Source organism: Actibacterium mucosum KCTC 23349 (assembly GCF_000647975.1).
Lineage (GTDB): Bacteria > Pseudomonadota > Alphaproteobacteria > Rhodobacterales > Rhodobacteraceae > Actibacterium > Actibacterium mucosum.
In genome coordinates, this window is sequence record NZ_JFKE01000002.1 from 607,562 (window position 1) to 629,651 (window position 22,090).

Annotated in this window: 21 protein-coding genes; 12 read left to right on the forward strand and 9 right to left on the reverse strand. The window is 60.0% G+C overall.

What is annotated here, in order from left to right:
• Positions 1–28 precede the first annotated feature (28 nt).
• On the forward strand, positions 29–1,324 hold the full coding sequence (locus ACMU_RS06380) for an HlyC/CorC family transporter (RefSeq protein ID WP_035257311.1): 1,296 nt from the start codon (positions 29–31) through the stop codon (positions 1,322–1,324).
• Here the strand turns inward: ACMU_RS06380 and ACMU_RS06385 are convergent.
• Positions 1,321–2,862 (reverse strand): helicase HerA-like domain-containing protein, encoded by a 1,542-nt coding sequence (locus ACMU_RS06385; protein WP_035257635.1) that lies wholly within the window; start codon positions 2,860–2,862, stop codon positions 1,321–1,323. The two genes, ACMU_RS06380 and ACMU_RS06385, sit on opposite strands and share 4 nt — an antisense overlap.
• Before the next feature lie 393 nt (positions 2,863–3,255).
• Here ACMU_RS06385 and ACMU_RS06390 point away from each other — a divergent pair, with 393 nt between their 5' ends.
• Complete coding sequence (locus ACMU_RS06390; protein ID WP_236626208.1) at positions 3,256–3,894, forward strand: invasion associated locus B family protein; 639 nt, start codon at positions 3,256–3,258, stop codon at positions 3,892–3,894.
• 29 nt (positions 3,895–3,923) lie between these two features.
• Here ACMU_RS06390 and ACMU_RS06395 read toward each other — a convergent pair whose 3' ends face one another.
• The 4 genes from ACMU_RS06395 to ACMU_RS06410 all read right to left on the reverse strand — a co-directional run bounded on the left by ACMU_RS06395 (position 3,924) and on the right by ACMU_RS06410 (position 8,207).
• Positions 3,924–5,132, reverse strand: coding sequence for a beta-ketoacyl-[acyl-carrier-protein] synthase family protein (locus ACMU_RS06395; protein WP_035257315.1), 1,209 nt, complete (start codon positions 5,130–5,132; stop codon positions 3,924–3,926).
• Positions 5,129–5,395, reverse strand: a complete 267-nt coding sequence (locus tag ACMU_RS06400) for an acyl carrier protein (protein ID WP_035257316.1) — start codon at positions 5,393–5,395, stop codon at positions 5,129–5,131. The genes ACMU_RS06395 and ACMU_RS06400 overlap by 4 nt, the downstream gene beginning before the upstream one ends.
• 34 nt (positions 5,396–5,429) lie before the next feature.
• On the reverse strand, positions 5,430–6,521 hold the full coding sequence (gene lpxD, locus ACMU_RS06405; RefSeq protein WP_035257318.1) for a UDP-3-O-(3-hydroxymyristoyl)glucosamine N-acyltransferase: 1,092 nt from the start codon (positions 6,519–6,521) through the stop codon (positions 5,430–5,432).
• A gap of 87 nt (positions 6,522–6,608) precedes the next feature.
• Positions 6,609–8,207 carry a L,D-transpeptidase family protein gene (locus ACMU_RS06410; RefSeq protein WP_035257320.1) on the reverse strand — a complete coding sequence of 533 codons (1,599 nt, stop codon included), beginning with the start codon at positions 8,205–8,207 and terminating at the stop codon, positions 6,609–6,611.
• A gap of 316 nt (positions 8,208–8,523) precedes the next feature.
• Here ACMU_RS06410 and ACMU_RS06415 point away from each other — a divergent pair, with 316 nt between their 5' ends.
• The 5 genes from ACMU_RS06415 (at position 8,524) to ACMU_RS06435 (ending at position 13,216) form a co-directional block, all read left to right on the forward strand.
• The gene (locus ACMU_RS06415) at positions 8,524–9,090 is read left to right on the forward strand and encodes a YcbK family protein (RefSeq protein WP_035257321.1); all 567 of its coding nucleotides are present in this window, start codon (positions 8,524–8,526) and stop codon (positions 9,088–9,090) included.
• 178 nt (positions 9,091–9,268) lie between these two features.
• Positions 9,269–10,489, forward strand: a complete 1,221-nt coding sequence (locus tag ACMU_RS06420) for an NAD-dependent epimerase/dehydratase family protein (RefSeq protein ID WP_035257324.1) — start codon at positions 9,269–9,271, stop codon at positions 10,487–10,489.
• On the forward strand, positions 10,486–11,283 hold the full coding sequence (locus tag ACMU_RS06425) for a glycosyltransferase (RefSeq protein WP_035257326.1): 798 nt from the start codon (positions 10,486–10,488) through the stop codon (positions 11,281–11,283). The genes ACMU_RS06420 and ACMU_RS06425 overlap by 4 nt, the downstream gene beginning before the upstream one ends.
• Entirely contained in the window at positions 11,280–12,143 is an 864-nt protein-coding gene (locus ACMU_RS06430) for an NAD-dependent epimerase/dehydratase family protein (protein WP_035257329.1), read from the forward strand. The genes ACMU_RS06425 and ACMU_RS06430 overlap by 4 nt, the downstream gene beginning before the upstream one ends.
• Positions 12,144–12,253: 110 nt before the next feature.
• Positions 12,254–13,216: an SDR family NAD(P)-dependent oxidoreductase gene (locus ACMU_RS06435; RefSeq protein ID WP_081805424.1), complete on the forward strand. Its 963-nt coding sequence runs from the start codon at positions 12,254–12,256 to the stop codon at positions 13,214–13,216.
• A gap of 45 nt (positions 13,217–13,261) precedes the next feature.
• On the opposite strand, the gene ACMU_RS06440 is transcribed toward ACMU_RS06435, so the two are convergent.
• Positions 13,262–14,833 (reverse strand): ABC transporter substrate-binding protein, encoded by a 1,572-nt coding sequence (locus tag ACMU_RS06440; protein WP_035257331.1) that lies wholly within the window; start codon positions 14,831–14,833, stop codon positions 13,262–13,264.
• 181 nt (positions 14,834–15,014) lie between these two features.
• On the opposite strand from ACMU_RS06440, the gene ACMU_RS06445 reads away from it, so the two are divergent.
• From ACMU_RS06445 to ACMU_RS06460, 4 genes are all read left to right on the forward strand, one after another.
• The gene (locus ACMU_RS06445) at positions 15,015–15,992 is read left to right on the forward strand and encodes an ABC transporter permease (protein WP_035257333.1); all 978 of its coding nucleotides are present in this window, start codon (positions 15,015–15,017) and stop codon (positions 15,990–15,992) included.
• Complete coding sequence (locus ACMU_RS06450) at positions 15,992–16,909, forward strand: ABC transporter permease (RefSeq protein ID WP_035257335.1); 918 nt, start codon at positions 15,992–15,994, stop codon at positions 16,907–16,909. Before ACMU_RS06445 ends, ACMU_RS06450 begins: the two co-directional genes overlap by 1 nt.
• Positions 16,909–18,651 carry a dipeptide ABC transporter ATP-binding protein gene (locus tag ACMU_RS06455; RefSeq protein ID WP_035257338.1) on the forward strand — a complete coding sequence of 581 codons (1,743 nt, stop codon included), beginning with the start codon at positions 16,909–16,911 and terminating at the stop codon, positions 18,649–18,651. Before ACMU_RS06450 ends, ACMU_RS06455 begins: the two co-directional genes overlap by 1 nt.
• Positions 18,652–18,816: 165 nt before the next feature.
• The gene (locus ACMU_RS06460; protein ID WP_035257340.1) at positions 18,817–19,593 is read left to right on the forward strand and encodes a glycosyltransferase; all 777 of its coding nucleotides are present in this window, start codon (positions 18,817–18,819) and stop codon (positions 19,591–19,593) included.
• A gap of 58 nt (positions 19,594–19,651) precedes the next feature.
• On the opposite strand, the gene ACMU_RS06465 is transcribed toward ACMU_RS06460, so the two are convergent.
• Positions 19,652–20,401, reverse strand: a complete 750-nt coding sequence (locus ACMU_RS06465; protein WP_035257342.1) for an SDR family oxidoreductase — start codon at positions 20,399–20,401, stop codon at positions 19,652–19,654.
• 2 nt (positions 20,402–20,403) lie between these two features.
• Positions 20,404–20,904, reverse strand: a complete 501-nt coding sequence (locus ACMU_RS06470; RefSeq protein WP_035257344.1) for an SRPBCC family protein — start codon at positions 20,902–20,904, stop codon at positions 20,404–20,406.
• Between the two features lie 128 nt (positions 20,905–21,032).
• Between ACMU_RS06470 and ACMU_RS06475 the strand changes: the two genes are divergently transcribed.
• Positions 21,033–21,920, forward strand: a complete 888-nt coding sequence (locus ACMU_RS06475; protein ID WP_035257345.1) for a LysR family transcriptional regulator — start codon at positions 21,033–21,035, stop codon at positions 21,918–21,920.
• On the opposite strand, the gene ACMU_RS19700 is transcribed toward ACMU_RS06475, so the two are convergent.
• On the reverse strand, positions 21,909–22,090 hold a 182-nt coding region (locus ACMU_RS19700; protein WP_236626209.1), incomplete at its 5' end, for a hypothetical protein. The genes ACMU_RS06475 and ACMU_RS19700 overlap by 12 nt on opposite strands.

Consider the following 22,090-nt stretch of genomic DNA (forward strand, 5'->3'; position numbering starts at 1 on the left):
CGGGCCAAACTTCTGAACGGAAAGACGAATGACCGGTTTTGACACCGCCTTTTGGTTGACCTGCGGGGCCATCGCCACGCTTTTGATCCTGTCGGCCTTTTTCTCGGGCTCCGAGACCGCGTTGACGGCGGCCTCGCGCGGGAAATTGCGCAGTCAGGCGGACAAGGGTTCGCGTGGGGCCAAGCGCGCGCTGGATATCACCGAAGACAACGAACGGCTGATTGGCTCGGTCCTGCTGGGCAATAACCTTGTGAATATCCTGGCCACCTCTCTGGCCACGGCCTTGTTCACGCGCCTTTTTGGCGAAAGCGGTGTGGCCCTTGCGACCTTGGTGATGACCCTTTTGGTGCTGATCTTTGCCGAGGTCCTGCCCAAAACCTATGCCATCACCAATGCTGAAACCGCCGCCGCGCGCGTGTCGCCCGTGATTGCGTTGGTGATCCGCGTCTTTTCGCCTTTGGTCTCGGCAATCCGCTCTTTGGTGCGTGGCGTGTTGGGGCTGTTTGGCGTAAAGATCGACCCCGACAGCCATATCCTTGCCGTCCGCGAAGAGATCGCTGGTGCGCTACAGCTGGGCCATTCCGAAGGCGTTGTCGAGAAAGAGGACCGTGACCGAATCCTTGGCGCGCTGGATCTAGGAGACCGCACGGTTGAAGAGATCATGTTGCATCGCTCAAACATTGAGATGCTGGATGCCGAGGAAGACCCGGAAACGCTTCTTTCCAAATGTCTCGAAAGCCCACACACGCGTCTGCCAATTTTCAAAGACGAGCCGGAAAACGTTGTGGGTGTGGTACATGCCAAGGATATGCTGCGCGCAGTCAACCGTGTGATACGGGGCCCCGATGCGCAGCCCGACGGATTGGACAAGTTCGACATCACCGACGTGGCGATGGAACCTTATTTTGTGCCCGAAACCACCACGTTGGACGACCAGATGCGCGAATTTCTGCGCCGCCACACGCATTTTGCGCTGGTGGTGGACGAATACGGCGCGCTGCAGGGGCTGATCACACTAGAAGACATCCTGGAAGAGATCGTGGGTGAGATCACCGACGAGTTCGACATCGACGATGACGTGACCCTGACACGCACCGATGACGGGCACTTCCTTGTGGATGGTTCCATGACGATCCGCGATCTGAACCGCGCCACGGACTGGTCCCTGCCCGATGACGAGGCCAATACCGTGGCCGGGTTGGTCATCCACGAGGCGCAGATGATCCCGAACCAGGGCCAGGTGTTCTTTTTCCACGGCTTCCGGTTCGAAGTCGCCGCGCGCGAGTCCAACCGCATCACCCAGTTGAAAGTGCGCCCGCTTTAGCGGCCCTTGAAGATGCCACCCAGAACCCCACGCACAATGCGCCGGCCAGTGGTGCCTTTCAGCTCTTTCACCAGCGCTTTACCCAAGGCGGAACCGATCGTATCGGACTGCCGCCGCGCAGTGCGTGCGCGATAGCTTTTGACTCGTGTGCCGGAATAGCGGCGAGCGGCTTGATATTCCCGCTGCATAGGCGCGGCATCTTCCAGCGCCTCTTCGGCTGCCTCGGCTTCTCGCGCGGCTTGTTCAGAGCGCTGCAACAAGATCTCATAGGCCGAGCGTGGATCGTGCAGTGTGTCGTATTTTCCGGCCACCGGTGACGCGTCAATGACGGCCTTGCGCGCTGCCTTGTCCAGCGGACCCAGTTGCGAGGCCGGCGGCCGGATCAGCGTGCGTTCCACCACGCCCGGCGCGCCTTTGCGTTCCAGAAATGACGTCACGGCTTCGCCCACGCCGACATTGCGAATGGCCTCTTCGGTGTCGAACCGGGGATTGTCGCGATAGGTTTCGGCCGCCAGTTTCAGCGCCTTGCGGTCGCGCGCGGTAAAGGCGCGCAGGGCGTGCTGAATGCGGTTGCCCAGCTGACCCAAGATATCCTCGGGGATGTCCGACGGGCTTTGCGTGCAGAAATACACCCCCACACCTTTGGACCGGATCAGGCGGGCCACCTGCTCCACCTTATCCACCAGCGCCTTGGGCGCGTCTTCGAAAAGCAGATGCGCCTCGTCAAAGAAAAACACCAGCTTGGGCTTGTCGGGGTCGCCAACCTCGGGCAGCTCTTCGAAAAGCTCGGACAGAAGCCACAACAGGAAGGTGGCGTAAAGGCGTGGCGCGGCCATCAGCTTGTCGGCGGCAAGGATGTTGATACGGCCATGCCCCGTGGCGTCTTTCAGGAACAGATCGTCCAGCGCCAGCGCCGGTTCGCCGAACAGACGCGCACCGCCTTCGTTTTCCAACACCAACAGACGGCGCTGAATCGCCCCGATCGAGGCCGGCGCCACATTACCATAGCGCAACGACAGGCTGTCACGGTTTTCACCGATCCACACCAGCAGCGCCCGCAGATCGGCCAGATCCAGCAATGGCAGGCCCTGATCGTCCGAGACCCGGAAGGCGATGTTCAGCACGCCCTCCTGCGCGTCAGTCAGTTCCAGCAGCCGCGACAACAAAAGCGGCCCCATCTCGGCGATGGTTGTGCGCACCGGGTGGCCCTGCTGGCCGTACAGATCCCAAAAGGTGACGGGGCACGCGGCGTAATCCAGCGGCAGCCCGATCGTATCGCTGCGTTTCATGAACGCGTCGTGCAGTTTGAAATCGGCCCGGCCCGCGGCGGCCATACCCGATAGATCACCCTTCACGTCTGACACAAAAACCGGCACACCGGCGCGTGAAAACGCCTGTGCCATGATCTGCAGGGTAACTGTTTTGCCCGTGCCCGTGGCGCCGGCGATCAGCCCGTGCCGGTTGGCATATTTCAACAGCAGCTTTTGTTGAATCCCGTAGGCATCTCCGCCACCGCCGATCACGATACTGTCTTGCACGTTTAACCCTCCTGCCTCGGCGCACGCCTTGATCACACCCCGTTAACCACCTTGTGCCAGACTGGATGCTATCCCGCAATCGGCTCGATGGCCGTTTGGGGTTCCTCCCTGTCGACTGGCCGTGCCGTTTGTGCACGGCCTCTTTTTTTGTCTGGTTTCAATTCCGTAGCCGATTGCGTGATTATGTGTTGACGCGTCCCGAATATGATTCTAGCGTTCCGGCAATGATTAAGTCGGCCAGTCCGACGGGGAGAAAAAAGACACGAAAAGGGGCCCTCTGCTGGCCCCTTTTCATTTGCGCAAACGCTTGTGATTGAACGGCGATTTCCCGCCCCGGGCTTTGGCGCACAGAGTTTTCCGCCTGACAGCATTGCCACCGCGTGCTAAGCCGCTGTGCAAAGGAAAAATGCACAAAGGACAAGCACAGCTATGAATGCATTACGCATGGCATTACTGGGCATCGCACTTTCGGCGGCTCCGGTTGTCGCTCAGGACACCGCGACAAACCAAACAGAAGCAGAGACGGCAGCGCCCGAAACGGATGCCCCTGCGGACCCGAACGCACCGGGCACCTCCTATCGGCTGAACACCCATTCAGATTGGGAGATACGGTGCATTCGTGCAAATGAAGGACAGGTTGATCCCTGCCAGCTTTACCAGCTTTTGACCGATGATCAGGGCGGTCCCGTCGCAGAATTTACCGTTTACCTTATTCCCGGCCAGGAAGAAGTTGCCGCTGGCGCCACGATCGCGGTGCCACTGCAGACGTTGCTTAGCCAGCCATTGGCGATCAAGGTCGACCGTTCCCCTGCAAAAACCTATCCCTATCGTTTCTGCACGCAGGTGTCGTGTTTTGCGCGCATCGGTCTGACGCAGCAGGATGTTGATTCCTATCGTCGCGGGAACGGAGCAATTGTTTCGATTGTACCGCTGGCCTTGCCGGACCAACGTGTGAATCTCGGGCTTTCGCTGTCTGGCTTTACCGCCGCATTCAAGGAAATGGTTGAGTCGCAAGAACAACCGGCCGAATAACGGTTTTGGCGCGGCCAGGGCCGCGCCATTTACATTGCCCGCAAGGCAAGAACGGCGTTCAGACCGCCAAAGGCGAACGCGTTCGACAACACCACGTCAACCTTGGCATCACGCGCTTCGTTCGGGACAACGTCCAGAGCACATTCCGGATCTGCCTCTTGGTAGCCGACCGTAGGCGCCACGACCCCTTCACGCAGCGCCAAAATGCAGGCCAACAGCTCTACCGCGCCGGTTCCGCCGATCAGATGCCCATGCATCGACTTGGTCGACGAAATCATTAGGTTGTCGGCATGAGTACCGAATACATCAGCAACCGCCGCACATTCGGTTTTGTCGTTCGCCGCCGTCCCGGTGCCATGCGCATTGATGTATTGTACATCTTCGGGGTTCAGCCCGGCGTCTTTCATGGCCCCGGAAATCGCACGCGCCGCCCCTTGCTTGGACGGCATCACGATATCAGAGGCGTCCGAGGTCATGGCAAAACCGACAACTTCGGCCAAAATCTCAGCTCCGCGGGCTTTGGCGTGCTCGTATTCCTCGAACACGAAAATCGCAGCACCCTCGCCCTGCACCATGCCGTTGCGATTGGCCGAGAACGGCCGGCAGGCGTCCTTGGACATCACACGCAGCCCTTCCCAGGCCTTGATGCCGCCAAAGCACAACATCGCCTCGGTTCCGCCGGTGACCATTGCACGGCTCATGCCGGACCGGATCAACTGAAACGCCTGGCCCATCGCGTGGTTCGACGACGAACAAGCGGTGGCGACGGTAAAGCTGGGTCCTTTGAGGTTGTATTCCATCGAGATATGGCTGGCCGCGGCGTTGTTCATCAACTTGGGCACCACAAACGGATGCACGCGGTTCTTTCCGTCCTCGTAAACGGTGCGATAATTCTCGTCCCAGGTGTTCACGCCCCCACCTGCCGTGCCCAGAACAACGCCGGTTTCGGCAGACAAGTCGCCCGAGAATGTTAGGCCAGATTGGGCAATCGCCTCTTTCGCGGCCAAAAGGGCAAACTGGGTGAAACGGTCATACAGGGCAATCTGCTGGCGATTGAAGTGATCTTCGGCCACGAAGCCCTGAACCTGTCCACCAATTCGAATTGACAGACGCTCTACATCACGCAGTTCCAGCGGGCCGATACCGCATTTGCCTTCGGCCATCGCGCGTTGCGTGGCCGTGGCGCTGTGGCCAAGGGCGTTGATCGCCCCCTGCCCCGTAATGACAACGCGTTTCATTGCTTTTGTTCAGCCACCAGGCCTTCGACGGCCTTGATGATTGCCGCAACCGACGAAATGTCGAAATCGCTTTCCGATGGGTCGTTCGCATTGAACGGCACCTGAATGTCGAACGCTTCTTCGATGGCAAAAATGCTTTCCACCAGACCCAGGCTATCGATTCCCAGATCATCCAGCGAGCTTTCGGGTGTCACGTCGGACACATCCAAAACAGCCTGCTCGGCGATGATTTCGATGACCTTGTCCTGTACTTCGTTGGACATGCCTTGGTCTCCCTGCTCTGGCGTTGGGCGTGATTTAGTCGCTCTTAGCGGTTTTGGAAACTGCTTTTTGCAATTCGGCCACCTGTTTGAACAATCTAGGAAGCCTGCGCAGGCCTTTGTAGATCTCGATATTCTGTTCCATCTTGACCGCCGGGTTGCCCATTACGGCACGACCTGCAGGGACGCTGGACAAGATTTTGGTGCCGCCACCGGCCACTACGTCGCTGCCAATCGAGATATTGTCGACCACACCAACATGCCCACCCAGAACCACACGATCACCCAGCGTAGTGGACCCCGCGATACCAACACCGGCGGCAAACAGGCAATCGTTCCCGATCACAACGTTATGGGCAACATGCACAAGGTTATCGATCTTTGTGCCATTACCGACCCGTGTCGACCGGATTGTGCCCTTGTCGATGCAGGCATTGGCACCCAACTCGACATCGTCACCAATCTCCACTGCGCCCAGCGAATGAATGCGTGTCCAGCTTTGTTCTGCGATCTCGGAGGCCTGTCCCATTGTTTCACGCACGCGTTCCACATTGGACTTTTCCGGAGTGACGAAAGACAGTCCATCAGATCCGACCACCGCGCCGGGCTGCGCGATAAACCGGTCACCGATGGTTACGCGCGAACCGATGCGGGCGCCGTTCATCAACAGAGCGTCATCGCCGATCACCGCGTCCTCGGCAATCGAAACGTGGCTTGCGATTCGTGCGGTTTTGCCAATGCGCACGCGGGCACCGATAACAACAAACGGCCCGACTGCCGCGCCCTTGCCGATTTGTGCGCTGGGATCAACCACAGCGGTGGGATGAATGCCCGGTGCAATTTCCGGACCCGGGTCCATCAACTGTGTCAAACCGGACAAGGCATAGCGCGGCCGTGGCACGAAAACAGCGGCCTTCAGGCCCAACGCTTGCCAGTCGGCGCCATCCCATAATGCGGCCACCTGTGCCGCGCCTTGCGGCAGGCTTTCGGCAAATTTTGGGGACATGGCCAGTGCAAGGTCATTCGGCCCCGCCGATGCCGGCTCGGACACGCCAGTCACCTCTAACGTCCCGTCCCCTTCGACCTTTGCGCCAAGCGCGTCTGCGATCTGGTTCACGGTGTGGGTCATGGCGCGGTCCTGCTTTGCTGTTTAAGGCACAAAACGCAAAACGCCCGGCTTCGGGCCGGGCGTCGTGCCTGCCTTTGAGGCAAATGTTTAGCTGCGAACGGCCCTGAGCACCACCCCGGCTTCGCTGAGTGCGTCAAACAGCTTGGCATCGCGGCCATAGATGTCGGTACGGAATTGAACGCGCCCCTTTGGCTCGGTAAAGGCAGTGCGATAGATGATATGCACCGGCACCTGCTTTTCCAGCGGCACTGTGGTTTCCCGGCCGGTATTCAGACGCTCTGCGAAGAAGCTTTGGGGGTTGGCGGTCTGCTTGCTGAGCAACTCGTAGGCAAAATCAAACGGGTCATTCAGACGGATACATCCATGTGAAAACGCCCGCGCCTCGCGGCCGAAAAGCGACTTATGTGGCGTGTCATGCAGATAGATGTTGTGGCGGTTGGGGAACATGAACTTCACCAAACCCAGCGCGTTGCCGCGCGACGGCGGCTGCTTGATGTCAAAAGGGAAGTTACGAGTGCTGTATTGCGTGAAATCGGTGTTGGCCCGGTCCACCAGCTGTCCACGCGCGTCGGTGATCCGCAGATGGCTGACCGCCTGCGGGTTCTTTTTCAACATGGGAAGGTACTCTTTGGTGGCAATCGAACGTGGCACGTTCCATGTAGGATTGATCACCATGTGCTCCATGATGTCCGAGAACTCGGGCGTGCGGCGGTCCGAGGTGTTCGCTCCGACAACCGAACGCGTCTTGAACGCCACTTGACCGTTTTCCATGATGCGCGCGTGAAAGTCGGTAATGTTCACCAGGATATGGCGCTGCCCGCGTTCATCGCCCAGCCAGCGTTCGCGTTCCATCGCGACAATCACCTGCTCTAGACGGGTCTGTACCGGCACGTTCAGCGCAGCGATCGTGGCGTCGCCGGCGACCCCATCTGCCAGAAGGCCATGGTCGATCTGGAATGCCTGCACGGCCTTTTGCAATTTGCTGTCATAGCTTTGCGAAGGCGACCGTTTCATATACCCCATCGCAATCAGGCGGTTGCGCAGCGCCACCACCTTGGCACCACTGTCGCCAGGCTCCAACTTGCCTTTCGGTACGCCCTCGCCCCAGCCACCGGCGCCCAGCAGGCGCTCCAAACGCTGCTTTTCGGCCATCAGGCGCTTGTATTCAGGGCTTTTGGGAGCCAGGCTCTTGAAATACGCGTTAGGCGCGCTTTTCGAAAACGCCACCAGTTGTGCCGTGCCATCGCGGCGGCTGGGCTTGCGCTTGATGCCCTCGATCAATCGGGTGCCGTCCAGAACGCCGCTTTGCAGATCTTGCGCGTATTGCAGGAACATCTGGCTCAGCTCGACCTCGACACGGCCAAGGTCGCGCGACGATTTTGCTGATTTCAGCAGTTCGCGCACCATTTCCGCGGAATAGCGCGACGACGGCAGACCATGTGCATCAACGGAAGCCAGTGCTTTCACAAAAGCGCGCCGCCGTGCCTTGTCGTCCTTGCCCGTCCAAATCGCTTCGTAGTTCGTGGTTCGATAAAATTCGGACAGCGCCTCACTGCTGGAGGCCGCTTCGGCGACGGCTTGTTTGAACGCCGTTACTTGCCCGAACGCGGGGATTGCCGCCGCCAAAGAAAGAGCCGCGCCTGCAATCAGGGGCCTTGCAAAGGCAGGTAAATTGGAAAACGTCATATCTCGGTCCTCAACAACTTGGCATAACTACGTGGTCGATAGCAGAAAATCGCCAGTTTTGTGCGCATCTGTCTAATCACATTATTGCCAATTGGTTCGCCTGCTTTCTGTCTGTTGCACACATGCCGCGGATTCAAAAGCAATCTTGCGAATCCAGATGGGTAGGCAAAAATCTGCTTATTCCCCCTTGAATTCCCCCAAAGACCTCACAACGGGCTTGGTTAGTGAATCCTTTCATGTCATAAATCGCGTGCACTTGGGGAAAATCAAAATACCGCCGTAAGGCGGGCTTGCGACGACGGGACAGGCGCATTCTATGGCGACGAATAAGAGCGTGATCACACGACGTGGTGTGCTGCGTGCATTTGCGGCAACGGCAGTGGCGGCAGCGCCTACTTATGCCAACGCCTTTGGCTTCAATCGCGGCTCGGGTGATATTCGCAGTATTGCGATGTATTCCGGCAGAACCGGTGAAAGCATCAACACGATCTACTGGATCGACGGCAAATACATCAAAGAGGCCGTGGCCGAGATCAATCACTTCATGCGGGATTGGCGGACCGGTGGCACCATCGATATCGATCTTCGGACGATCGACATCATTTCGGCCACGCGTAACCTGATGGATACGGACGAGCCTTACATGATGCTGTCGGGCTATCGCAGCCCACAGACAAACGCCATGTTGCGTTCGCGTTCAAGGGCCGTCGCGCGCAACTCGTTGCATATGTCCGGTCAAGCCGCCGATCTGCGGTTGAAGAGCCGTTCCGTCAATCAGATCTTTGCTGCGGCCAAGGCCTGCCACGCAGGTGGCGTGGGTAAATACTCGCGCTCGAACTTCGTTCACATGGACTGTGGCGATGTGCGCACTTGGGGTGGCTAAGCCAACTGAACAGAATTGATACAGTTTCCAAAGCCCCGCATCGCGGGGCTTTTTGCTGTACTCAGCCCCGCACCGACATAAAAACTTCAAATGACATTCACATTCCATCGGCGTAGGCCTTTTGTAATCTAAAGAGGTGGACAACCTCGGTTTCGAGCATTGAAAACAGGAGTTTTCCATGAAAATTGCAGTATTGGGCGGTGATGGATTCTGCGGGTGGCCAACGGCCTTGCACCTTTCAGATCAGGGGCACGAAGTTCACATCATCGACAACCTGTCGCGCCGCTGGATTGATACAGAACTGGGCGTTCAATCGCTGACGCCGATGGACTCGATTCAGGAACGCTGCCGCATATGGAAACAGGAAACTGGCAAAACGCTGGCGTTCCACTTGCTGGACTTGGCCACAGAATACGAGCGTCTGCGCGCATGGCTGGCCGAACACCGCCCCGACGCGGTGGTCCACTTTGCCGAGCAACGCGCCGCGCCCTATTCGATGAAATCGGACCGCCACAAGGTCTACACCGTCAACAACAACGTCAACGCCACGCATAACCTGCTGACGGCGCTGGTGGAAACCGGCATTGATGCGCATCTGGTGCACCTGGGCACGATGGGCGTTTACGGCTATTCCACCATCGGCGCGGCGATCCCCGAGGGGTATCTGCCGGTGGGCATCGAAACGCTGGATGGGTCGGTGAAAAGCCAGGATATCCTGTACCCCACCCGCCCCGGCTCGGTCTATCACATGACCAAATCGCTCGATCAGATCCTGTTTCAGTTCTATGCACAAAACGACGGGCTGCGGATCACCGACCTGCATCAGGGCATCGTCTGGGGCACCCATACCGCGCAGACCAAGCGGCATGAACAGCTGATCAACCGGTTCGATTACGATGGCGATTACGGCACCGTGCTGAACCGTTTCCTGATCCAGGCCGCGATCGGTTATCCGCTGACGGTGCACGGCACCGGCGGGCAGACCCGCGCCTTTATCCACCTGCAGGACAGCGTGCGTTGCATTGAACTGGCCTTGTCCGACGCGCCGGCCGCGGGTGACAAGGTCAAGATCTTCAACCAGATGACCGAAACCCACCGCGTGCGCGATCTGGCCGAGATGATTGCCGGCATGACCGGGGCCGAGATCGCCTATCTGCCGAACCCCCGCAAAGAGGCCGAGGCCAACGACCTGATCGTGCGCAACGATCAATTCCTGGGGCTGGGTCTGAACCCGATCACGCTGGCCGAAGGCCTGTTGGAGGAAGTGGTCGAGGTCGCCCGCAAATACGCCCACCGGATTGACCGCAAGCGCGTGCCCGCCGTGTCCGCCTGGACCAAGGACCTGGCCAGCCGGGTTGAGACCGACCCCGAAGGCACACGGCTGAAATCGGTGTCATGAGACGCGCCTATGTGACGCTGGTCACCAATGCCGATTTTGCCCAAGGCGCACGGGCATTGGTGCGGTCGCTGGCATTATCGGGCACAACCGCTGACATCGTGGTGATGCATACCGGCGGGGTGCCCGCGGCTGACCTGGCGCCACTTTCGGCGCTGGGCGCCCGGCTGGCGCCGGTGGATCTGTTGCCAACATCGGATGCGTTCAACCAGCGCCACGCACGCAAGACCCTGCACGACACCGCGCCCTTTACCAAGGGCACCAAGCCCTCCTTTCACACCCCGCTGGACAATTTCGCCAAGCTACGGCTGTGGCAGCTGCCCTATGACCGCGTGGTGTTTTTGGATGCCGATACGCTGGTGCTGCGTAATATCGATGCGCTGTTTGACTATCCGCAATTCTGTGCCGCGCCGAACGTCTATGAGGGGCTGGCAGATTTCCATCGCATGAACTCGGGCGTCTTTACCGCGCGGCCTGACCCGGCCACTTTCGACGCGATGCTTTTGCAGCTGGACGCGCCCGATGCCTTTTGGCGCCGCACCGATCAGACATTTCTGCAAAGCTACTTTCCCAACTGGCACGGCCTGCCGGTGACGTTCAACATGCTGCAATATGTCTGGTTCAACCTGCCCGAACTTTGGCACTGGCCCTCGGTGAACGTAGTTCACTATCAATACGAAAAGCCGTGGCAAGACCATGATAAGGCCGACCGGCTACGCCCACTGATCGATCTGTGGCGCGCCTATGCCGGGGATGGGCCGGTGCCCGACCCGGCCTCCCTGCCCGACCCGGTATGAGGGTTGCCGTCACAGGTGGAACCGGGCTGGTTGGGCGGTTCTTTGTCGAACGCGCACTGGCCCAAGGGCACGAGGTGACCGTTCTGTCACGTACCAAACCCACCGCCGGTTTCTTCTCTGCTCAGGTTCATTGGCAGGCATTCACTCTGGGCGATCATCCAAGCCTGAACGTGAACGAGGTTATCCACTGCGCCTTTGCCCATGTCCCCGGCCGGTACCGCGGTGGCGAAGGCGACGACCCGACGGGGTTCATACGGGCAAATCTGGATGGCTCGCTCGCAATATTCAATGCAGCCCGCAAATCCGGAGTAAAACGTGTGGTCTTCCTGTCCTCGCGCGCGGTGTATGGTGTTCCACAAGACGGCGGACCGATCACCGAAGAAAGCGTTCCGGCCCCCAACACCCTTTACGGCACCGTGAAACTGGCGGCTGAAAAAGCTCTGGCCGAAATGTCGGGACCCGCATTTATCGGGCAATCCTTGCGCGCGACCGGGGTATATGGACCGGCCGGTCCGGGACAATACCATAAGTGGGCCGAGTTGCTGGCGAATTATCTTGCTGGAAAGCCCGTTGAACCCCGACAGGGCACCGAGGTGCACGGCGCCGACCTTGCACATGCTGCTGGTGTTCTGTTCGATCACCCCTCTGGGGCCTATAACGTTTCCGATATCCTGCTGGATCGCAATGAAATGTTGCGCATCGTGGGGCAGATCACCGGCTGCGCGCATACATTGCCGGAGAAAACTGCGGCACCTTTTGACCAGATGGATACCGGAAAATTGCGGCATGCCGGGTGGACGCCCGGTGGTTGGCCCCTGCTGCGGCAAACCTTGCAGAACATGCTGATGGGCGCGGATTAGGTACAATTCGCAACCCAATTGGCGCGATCTGCAATACACGGCTGGCACGGCCCTGCGTAAGTTTGGGGCAACCCGCCAGGATGGCGGCTCAGAAAGTTGAGGAATGCCACATGCCACGCAAAAACACGTTGTGGGTCGATGACGCGACCCTGTCCAAAGATGTCTCGGGGAAAACCTATATTGTAACCGGCGCCAATTCGGGCGTTGGGCTGGAAACCACGCGCCAGTTGATAAAACAAGGCGGTCATGTGGTGATGGCCTGCCGCCGGGTTGAGGCCGGCGAGGAGGTTGCCAGGGACTTCACCGGCCTGAAAGGCAGCTATGAAGTGATCGGTTGCGACCTGGCCGATCTGGCCTCGGTCAGGAGCTTCGCCGAGTCCTTCCGCGCCAAGCACACGCTGTTGCACGGGCTGATGTGCAATGCCGGCGCAGTGATCATGGGGTCCGAGGCGAAATACTCCAAAGATGGGTTCGAGATGACGATGGCAGCCAGTTTCTGGGGCCATTTCCTGTTAACCGAGCTGTTGTTGGAGCCGCTGAAAGCCGCCGCGCCGTCGCGGGTGGGCATCCTGTCCTCGGTCGTGCACGCCAATTCGCCCGCCAAACGTTACGCGGTGAATTTCGACGATATCGACTGGAAAACCCGCAAATACAGCGCCTTTGACGCCTACGGCGAGGCCAAGGTGGCCAATGTTCTGTACGGGGTCGAGCTGGCCGACCGACTGAACGGCACCGGTGTCACAACCGCGTCGATCCACCCCGGCTGGGCAAGGTCGAACTTTGGCCGCGGCAGCGGGTTTCTGATGGACACGTTGTTCACCGTACTGCGTCCGCTGACCCATTTCATGAGCGACAGCAACTGGGCCTCGGCCCAAACTTCGCTACACGTACTGCTGTCGGACGACGCGCCGAACCACAATGGCACCTATTTCAGCCAGTCGAGTGTTTTGTACCGGGACAAGGAATGTCGCGACGGTGGCTGGCCCATGGCCTCGCCCAATCCGAACGCGACCGATCTGGAAGCCGCCCGCAAGCTGGTGGATTTGGCGCGTGAAAAGGTCGGGCTGTCCTGACGCGCGAAAAGGGGGCCGGAGAGTATCCCCGGCCCCGCATTCTGATCAGTTCACGGTGACCCAACGCAGGATGAAGAAGTTATCGGTGCGCTGTGTCAGGCTGACATTGTCCTTGGACGCCCAGATCAGCGGCTGCACATACATCGGCACATAGGCCACTTGATCCTGCAGGATCTTGTGGGTCTCGTCGATCATTGCCTGCCGCTTGGCCGGGTCGATCTCGGTCTGGATCATTGGCAGCAGCTCGTCGACACGGGCGTTCGAGAAGCCACCAAAGTTCCAGCTGCCCAGCTTCTTCTCGGCATTGGGCGTTGAGGCGAGGAAGCGGATCGGATGCTCGGCATCAAAAGTGCCCGGCGACCAGCCCAGCAGGTACATGTCGTAATTGTCTTCCCGCAGCTCGGGCCAGTAATTGCGTACCGGCATCGCGGTCAGCTTGGCATTCACACCCACCTTGGCCAGCATCGAGGCCACGGCCTTGCAGATGCTTTCATCGTTGATGTAGCGATCATTCGGGCACATCAGGCCAAACGAGAACCCGTCCGGGTACCCGGCCTCGGCCAGCAGCGCCTTGGCGGCGTCGGGATCGAAGGCCAGACGGTCATCAAGACCTTCCGAATAGCCCTTCATCTTGTCCGAAACCAATTGCGAGGCAGGCCGCGCGGTGCCGCGCATCACGCGGCTGGTCAGCGCACCCACATCGATGGCCTGATAGATCGCCTGACGCACACGCTGATCGGCGAAGGGGTTCTTGTCGGTGGTCTCGTCCGAATATTTCAGCGCTTCGGCCTCGTGGTCAAAGCCCAGCATCAGCACGCGCGCCTCAACCCCTTCATGCACGGTGAACCCGGCGCGTTCCTTCATGCGCGGTACGTCCTGCAGGGGGATTGGCTCGATAAAGTCGATCTCGCCCGACAACAGCGCGGCCATACCCGTGGCGGCCTCGCCGATGGGGGTGAAAACAGCCTCGGTGATGTTGCTTTCCAGATCGTCCCACCAACCGGTGTTGGGCGTCAGCGTGGTGCGCACGCCCGGGTCGCGGCTGGCCAACATGAAGGCGCCGGTGCCGTTGGCATTGCGGGTGGCGTGGTTCTCGGCCTCTTTCGACGGGCGTTCGGCGCCGTTCGAGGTGGTCCAGCCGCTGTCCATGATCATGAAGTTGGCGATGCTGTCCGGAAACAGCGGGTTCGGCGCGTTGGTCAGGAAGTCGATGGTGTAATCGTCCACCACCTTCACCTCTTTAACCGGCGCGAACCACGACCGTACGTCGGCCTCTTCGGAACTGGCGCGCTCATAGCTGAACATCACGTCCTCGGCGGTGAAGTCCGAGCCATCGTGGTATTTCACGCCCTTGCGCAGGTTAAACCGCCAGCCATCGGCGCCCAGCGGCTCCCAGCTTTCGGCCAGCGCCGGTTCGATCTGCATGTCTTTGCCGCGGCGCACAAGCCCCTCGTAGACATTGTTCAGAAAGCCCAGCACGGGGGCCGAGTTCACGGCATGCGGGTCCATGGTTTGCGGGTCGGTGGAACCGGCCCAGCGAAAGGTTTCGGCGCTGGCGGCGGTCAGGCTGGTGCCCAACAGCAACGCAGACAGCGCAACCGTCTTGCGAATATGCATATAATGTCTCCCGGTTGTGAGCGGCCCGCTGTGCCGCAGGCTTATGGTCAAAGCCTAGGGCGGCGCGCGCCTGCCACCAATGTGCAATTGCGCACCAAGCCTGTGCAGTGCGGCGGCGGGGTATTGGGTCTTTTCAATCCCTTCGCCCACTGCAAGGGTTGGCCCAAGGTGAAAGGGCCCCATGATCGGATTTGTTCTCAGACGTTTGGCGCAGTCGGTTTTTGTGATGCTGGCCGTCAGCCTGCTGGCTTTTGCCATGTTCCACTATGTGGGCGACCCGGTCGAGGTGATGGTGGGCCAGGAAACCTCGATCGAGGATCGCGAGCGCCTGCGCGAGCAATTGGGCCTGAATGACCCGGTGCTGACCCAATATGCCCGGTTTCTGGGCGATCTGGTGACCGGCAATTTCGGCTTTTCCTATCGCACCCGTCAGCCCATCGGCGAGATGATCCTGTCGCGCATGCCCGCCACGCTGGAGCTTGGGTTCGTGTCGCTCCTGATCTCGCTGATCATCGGCATCCCGGCGGGGATATTCACCGCGCTGCGGTCGGGCGGGCTGGCGGCGCAGACGATCCTTGTCACCACGCTGGTGGGTATTTCGATCCCCACCTTCGTGATTGGCCTGTTCCTGATCTATCTGTTCGGAGTGCAGCTGGGCTGGCTGCCGACCTATGGCCGCGGTGACGTGGTCGAGATCGGCTGGTGGAAGACCAGCTTTGCATCCTGGTCGGGGTTGCGCGCGCTGATCCTGCCGGCGATCACGCTGGGGGTGTACCAGCTGACCCTGACAATGCGCCTTGTCCGGTCCGAGATGCAGGACGTGATGAACACCGATTTCATCAAGTTCGCCATCGCGCGCGGCATCGACTACAGATCGGTCCATTACCGCCACGCGCTGCGCAACTCGATGGTGCCGGTGATCACCATCATCGGGCTGCAATTTGGCGGCATCATCGCCTTTTCGATCGTCACAGAAAGCGTGTTCCAATGGCCCGGCATGGGGCTGTTGTTCCTTGATTCCATCCGGTTTGTCGACATCCCGGTCCTGTCGGTTTACCTCGTGCTGATCGCGCTGATCTTCGTGGTGATCAACCTGATCGTCGACATCCTCTATTTCGTCATCGACCCGCGCGTGCGGCTTAAGCCGGAGGCCGGCTGATGCTGACATGGTGGCGCCGGGTGCGCGTGGAAAACGAGATGCTGTACCTGTTCCTGCGCCGCCCCGTGGCGCAGCTGGCGGCGCTGGCGGCGTTTTTGTCGATCATGGGGGCGCTGTTCGCGCCGCTGATCACGCCGTCGAACCCTTACGACCTGGCCAGTTTTGACATCCTGGACAGTTTCCTGCCGCCCGCATGGTCTGATGGCGGCGACCCGCGGTTCATCATCGGCACCGATGATCAGGGGCGCGATCTGTATTCCTCGATCCTTTATGGCACACGCCTGTCGCTGCTGATCGGGCTTTGCTCGGTTGCTTTCGCGGCGGTGCTGGGCACGGCGCTGGGCGTGGCGGCGGGCTATTTCGGCGGGCGGTTCGACGCGGTGGTGATGCGCATCGCCGATGTGCAGCTGTCGCTGCCGGCGATCCTGACCGCCCTTTTGGTGGACGGCGTGGCGCGCGGATTGCTGCCCCGCCAACAGCATGAAGAGCTGTTGCTGGTGGTGCTGACCGTTGCCATCGCCCTGTCGCTGTGGGTGGATTTCGCCCGCACCGCGCGGGCCAGCACCTTTGTGGAGCGCAACAAGGAATACGTCCAGGCGGCCGAGATCATGGGCCTGCACCCAATCCGCATCATGGCGGTGGCGATCCTGCCCAACATCCTTGGGCCGCTGATGGTGATCGGCACGGTGGACCTGGCCGTGGCGATCCTGCTTGAGGCAACGCTCAGCTTCCTGGGCGTCGGCGTACCCGCCGACCAGCCGTCGCTGGGCACGCTGATCGACACCGGCAAGGATTACATGTTCTCGGGCGAATGGTGGATCGTGATCTTCCCGGCGGCGATGCTGATCTCGATGATCATTGCGGTGAACCTGCTGGGCGATTTCTTCCGCGCCGTATTGAACCCGAGGCTGCGCTGATGGAGGATCTGTTAACCCTGCGCGACCTCAGTGTTGTCTATCCCACCCGGTTCGGCCCGTTTACCGCAATCGAAGGCATCAACCTGACCCTGCAAAAGGGCGAAATTCACGGGTTGGTTGGTGAAAGCGGCGCAGGTAAATCCACCATCGGCGCGGCGATTATGGGGCTGATCCCGGCGCCGGGGTATATCGCGCAAGGACAGGTGCATCTGGATGGGATGGACCTGCGGGCGCTGGACGCAAAGGCCTATCACAAACTGCGCGGCGCCCGGATCTCGATGATTTTTCAAGACCCGCAGACCTCGCTGAACCCGCTGCTGACGATCGAGGATCAGCTGGTCGAGACCATCCGCCAGCATACCGACCAAACCCGCACCCAGGCCCGCGACAAGGCCATTGCCCTGTTGCAGGAAACCGGCATCCACGATGCCGAGGCGCGCATGGCTGAATACCCGCACCAGTTTTCCGGCGGCATGCGGCAACGCGTGGTGATCGCGCTGGCGCTGTGTACCGAGCCTGACCTGATCATCGCCGATGAGCCCACCACCGCACTGGACGTCGCCATCCAGAAACAGATCCTGCAACTGATCCGCCGTCTGGCCAAGGATCGCGGCATCGGCTTTATCCTGATCACCCATGATATCGGCGTGATCGCCGAAATCACCGACAGTGTGACCGTTCTGCGCGGCGGCAAGGTGATGGAGCATGGGCAGACCGCCCAGGTGCTGGGCCGCCCCGCCCACAGCTATACCCGCGCGCTGATGGCCGCCGTGCCGCTGCTGGACAAACGGCTGGTCCGGTTCACCAACATCATGGACAGCGAGCCAAAACTATCCGCACCCGAACTCAGCTGGAAGGTCGCGGGCGCCTCGGCCGAATACGCCTCTGACTGGTTGTTGGCCGGCGACCGGGCACAGGCGGGCGATGGCCCGGTTCTGCAAGTCCGCGACCTGGACGTGACCTTTTATGGCAACCGCCCCTTTGCCTTTGGCGCGCGCGACGGGTTCAAGGCGCTACAATCGGTGTCGTTGCAGGTGGATCGCGGCAAGGTGCTGGGCGTGATCGGCGAAAGCGGCAGCGGCAAGTCGACCCTGGCCAAGGCCATCGTGGGGCTGGTGCGCCCCTCGGCGGGCGAGATTACGTTCGAAGGCGCCCCCCTGCCCCTTGGCCGCGACCGCGCGCGCACCCACCCGGCCCGGCGCAAGATCCAGATGGTGTTCCAGGACCCGTATTCGTCCCTGAACAACCGCCGCCGGATCGAGCAGATCATTGGCGAGCCTTTGCGGTTCTTCGGCCTGGCCAAGACGCGGGCCGACCGGCGGCGGCTGGTGGCCTCGGTCCTGGATCTGGTAGAGATGCCGCAGCGGGCGATGCTGAAATACCCGCACCAGTTTTCGGGCGGGCAGCGACAGCGGATTGCCGTGGCACGCGCCCTTGTGGCGCGGCCCGAATTCCTGATCTGTGACGAGCCAACCTCGGCGCTGGACGTGTCCATTCAGGCGCAGATCTTGAACCTGCTGAAAGACCTGCAGGCCACGTTTGGGTTGTCGATCCTGTTTATCAGCCACAACCTTGCCGTGGTCCGGCAGATGGCCGATGACGTGGCGGTGCTGCGCCGCGGCCAGTTGCAGGAAAGCGGCCCGGCCGAGGCGTTCTTTGAAGCACCGCAAGCGGAGTATTCGCGCCAGTTGCTGGCCGAAACGCCCTCGCTTGCGATGTTGTCGGCCACCGGGCACGGCTGACAGCTGGCACAAGGTCAACCCTGCATCCCGCGCGATCCTGCACAGATTGAGGCAACGATTGTGCAATATTCCCGGATCGCAACCCGAACGCGAACTGTGTGGAATTTTAACTGGTTCAGGGCCCGCATTTTGCCGGTCCGATGCGTTTCGAGTTTGGTGGGTTTAATGAAATTGATTTTCCTGACACGGTTTTCGTTCTTTGGCGTATCTGTCTGGAGGTCCCGCGCCAGCCAAGACCCCAACAAACTGCTGGACCCGCAGCGACCGGCGCGCCGGTTCACCCTGTTCGAAAACATCACCGCGGCCTCGCTGCAGGCGCAAAGCGACACGGATTTTGACTGGATCGTGCTCAGCTCGGCCGCGATGCGCCGCCCCGACAAGCAGCATTTGCGCGGGATCGTCAAATCCTGCCCGACGCTGGGCAACGCGAAAGTGCTGTTTGCCGAAAAGTCCCACGCCGCCAATGTGTTCAAGCACGCGATCTGGCGCAATTATCCGCGCGATCAGATCATCAGCACCGTGGTGCTGGACGATGACGACGCCCTGCATCGCGATTTTGTCAAAGACTGCAAAGAGGTTTCGCAACATGCATGGGACAATCGCGCGGCGGATGACGACCACGTCATCACTTCCTTCCCGGTTGGTTTCAGCCTGTTGGTCAAAGACGGCCGCGTGGCGCTTTACGAGCGTGACGTGCCCTTTACCAATCTTGGCCTGACGCTGACCGCGCCGGCGGGCAGCCGGCGCAACCTGTTTTTCATGAGCCACAAGCAAGTGGTCAAACGCCGCACCGCCCGCGTGGTTCGCACCGAACACCCGACCTATTTGCGTACGGTGCATGACAGCAACGATTCACGCGCACAGCTGGGCGACGCCCCCAAAGAGCGCGCGTTGAGCGTGGCCAAATCGCACTTCCCCGACGTGCAGTTCGACCAAATCTGACCACGCCCACCGCAGCTTTGGCGCATTCGACCCCGGGCCGGAATTGGGTGCCTGGCCGTTACAACGAGTAACCGCCATCCATCTTCAGTTCCGTTCCCGTCATGTAGCTGGACGCGGGTGAGGCCAAAAACAACGCCGCCTCGGCCAGATCGGCGGGTTGGCCGACGCGCCCCACCGCAATTTTGCCGGTGACCTGTTCCATCAACCCGTCCATCATCTCGGGCGGGATGCCGGCTTTGCCGAAGATCGGCGTGGCGACCGGCCCGGGGCTCAGCGCGTTCACGCGAATGCCGCGCTCTTTCAGCGCCACCGCCATGGTCCGCGCCATCGAGGCCAGCGCCGCCTTGGTCGCCGCATAGGCCACCGTCATCGGGTCCGACATCTGGTTGGTGACCGAGGTGGTGAAGAAGACCGAGGCCCCGTCGGCCAGGTAAGGCAACGCCTTTTGCACCCCGAAATACGAGCCTTTCAGGTTCACCGCGACCATCGCGTCGAAATCGGCCTCGCCCGTCGCCTCGAACGGGGTCAGCTTGCCGATGCCCGCGTTCAGGAACAGGATGTCGATCTTGCCATAGGTTTCGGCGGTTTTGACATACATCGCCTCAAGCGCCGCCAGATCGGCCATATCGGCCACCTCGACCGCGTCGTAGCTAACGCCAATGCCGGCGGCCGCGGCCTCGGCCCGTTCAGCGTTGCGCGCGTTCACAACAACCTTGGCGCCTTCGTCGCGGAACCGTTTGGCGCTGGCCGCGCCAATACCGCTGATGCCGCCGGTGACAATGGCCACTTTTCCGTCAAGCACCCCCATGATCACACCGCCCGATACTGTTTTTTCAGCACCTTGGGGTCAACACGCGCCTGACCTGTTTCCAGGAAATGCTTGAACCCGGTCAGCGCCTCGCGCGCACCGCCGCGCAGCTTGCCCTTCATGATGCCCGACAGAAACCCTGGTTTCAGACGGTACTTCGAGCGTTGGTAGATATAGGTCTTGCCGCCCTTCACCTTCACGCCAAAGGTGTTGTGCATCTTGTTCAGCGGGAAATTCTCCCATTGGTAAACATCATAGGTCAGGTGCGAGCCCTCTTTGAAATCAATGATCTTTTCCCAGACAAGAATGTCTTTTTTGCCGTTGGGGATCACGCACATCCGGTCCGCGCCCAAGCTGCCTTCATTGGCGGAGCCATTCACCGCCTTCGACGATTTCAGTACGCCGTTGATATCCCCCACGTCACCATAGCGATTGATCACTTCCCACGCTTGTTCTGGCGATACCTCCACGGGCATCTCGTAATATACCTCGGTCAGTTTCATGTCGTTTTCCCTCTTGGAGCTTCGATCTTGCGGTTGTGAGGCAGATTTAAGTGCTTTAGAAATTGCAACGAATGGCTAATTCTTGAACATAGCGGTGCAAATTTGCGCCACGAGGTCCGGAGGGGCAAATGGACCGGCTGACACAGCTGAACTGGGACGACCTGAAGTTCTTTCTGGCCATCGCGCGGGCGGGGTCGGCCCGCAAGGCCGCGCATGGAACCGGAGCCAACCACGCCACCGTTGCGCGACGCCTGACCCTTCTGGAAGAGATGCTGGATGCGCGTCTTTTCGACAGGTCGCAGCAGGGCCTGACCCTAACGCGGATGGGGGAAACGCTTTTGCCCTATGCGGAACGGATGGAGCGGGAACTGGCCGGCGCCAGCCGCGCCATTAGTGGACAGGACACCCGGATCGCCGGCACCGTGCATGTGTCGATCCCCTATTTCATGGTGAATACGCCTGTGGGTGAACACATTGCTGCTTTCACCGCGGACAACCCCGAGATTCAAATCGCGCTGCAGGCGTCAAACCAACTGGCCAGTCTGCAACGGCACGAGGTTGACGTTTCCATTCGCTATGCGAAAGAGGTTGCGGGCGATATGGTTGGTACAGTTTTGGCCCATTGCCAAAAGGCGTTCTACTGTGCCCCCGGTTTGGCCAAACGCATGGCGGACAATGGCGGCCAAGGCATCGATATCCTTGGCTGGAACGAGCCGCACGACGAGTCCGATGCTGAGTGGATCAAAGCCTCACCTTTTCCGAACGCCAACTTGCGCCATCGCCTTGCTGAAGGCGCTTCGCAGACGCTATTTGCAACTGCGGGTCTGGGATTATGCATTCTGCCTTGTTTCTATGGCGACGCGCAGCCGGGCCTGATCCGCGCGCCCTATCATGACCCGATTCCCGATCGCACCCTTTGGCTGCTTTATCACAAGGACATCCGCGATACCGCGCGCGTGGGTTTGTTTATCGACTACATGACTACGAATATTCGGAAACACTCCTCAGATTTCTGAGAAACATGTCTTCCTAAAGGGTAATGCGCGGATCACCCCAAAAACGGAAGTCGTGACCTCTTCGACAACGGAAACATTAAATTCAATTGTGCGCGGAAACCGCTTTTTTCCACATGCACCAAAGACTTTTTCGGGTCTTTTTATTCGAGCATTTCGGCTTTGATTGCGTT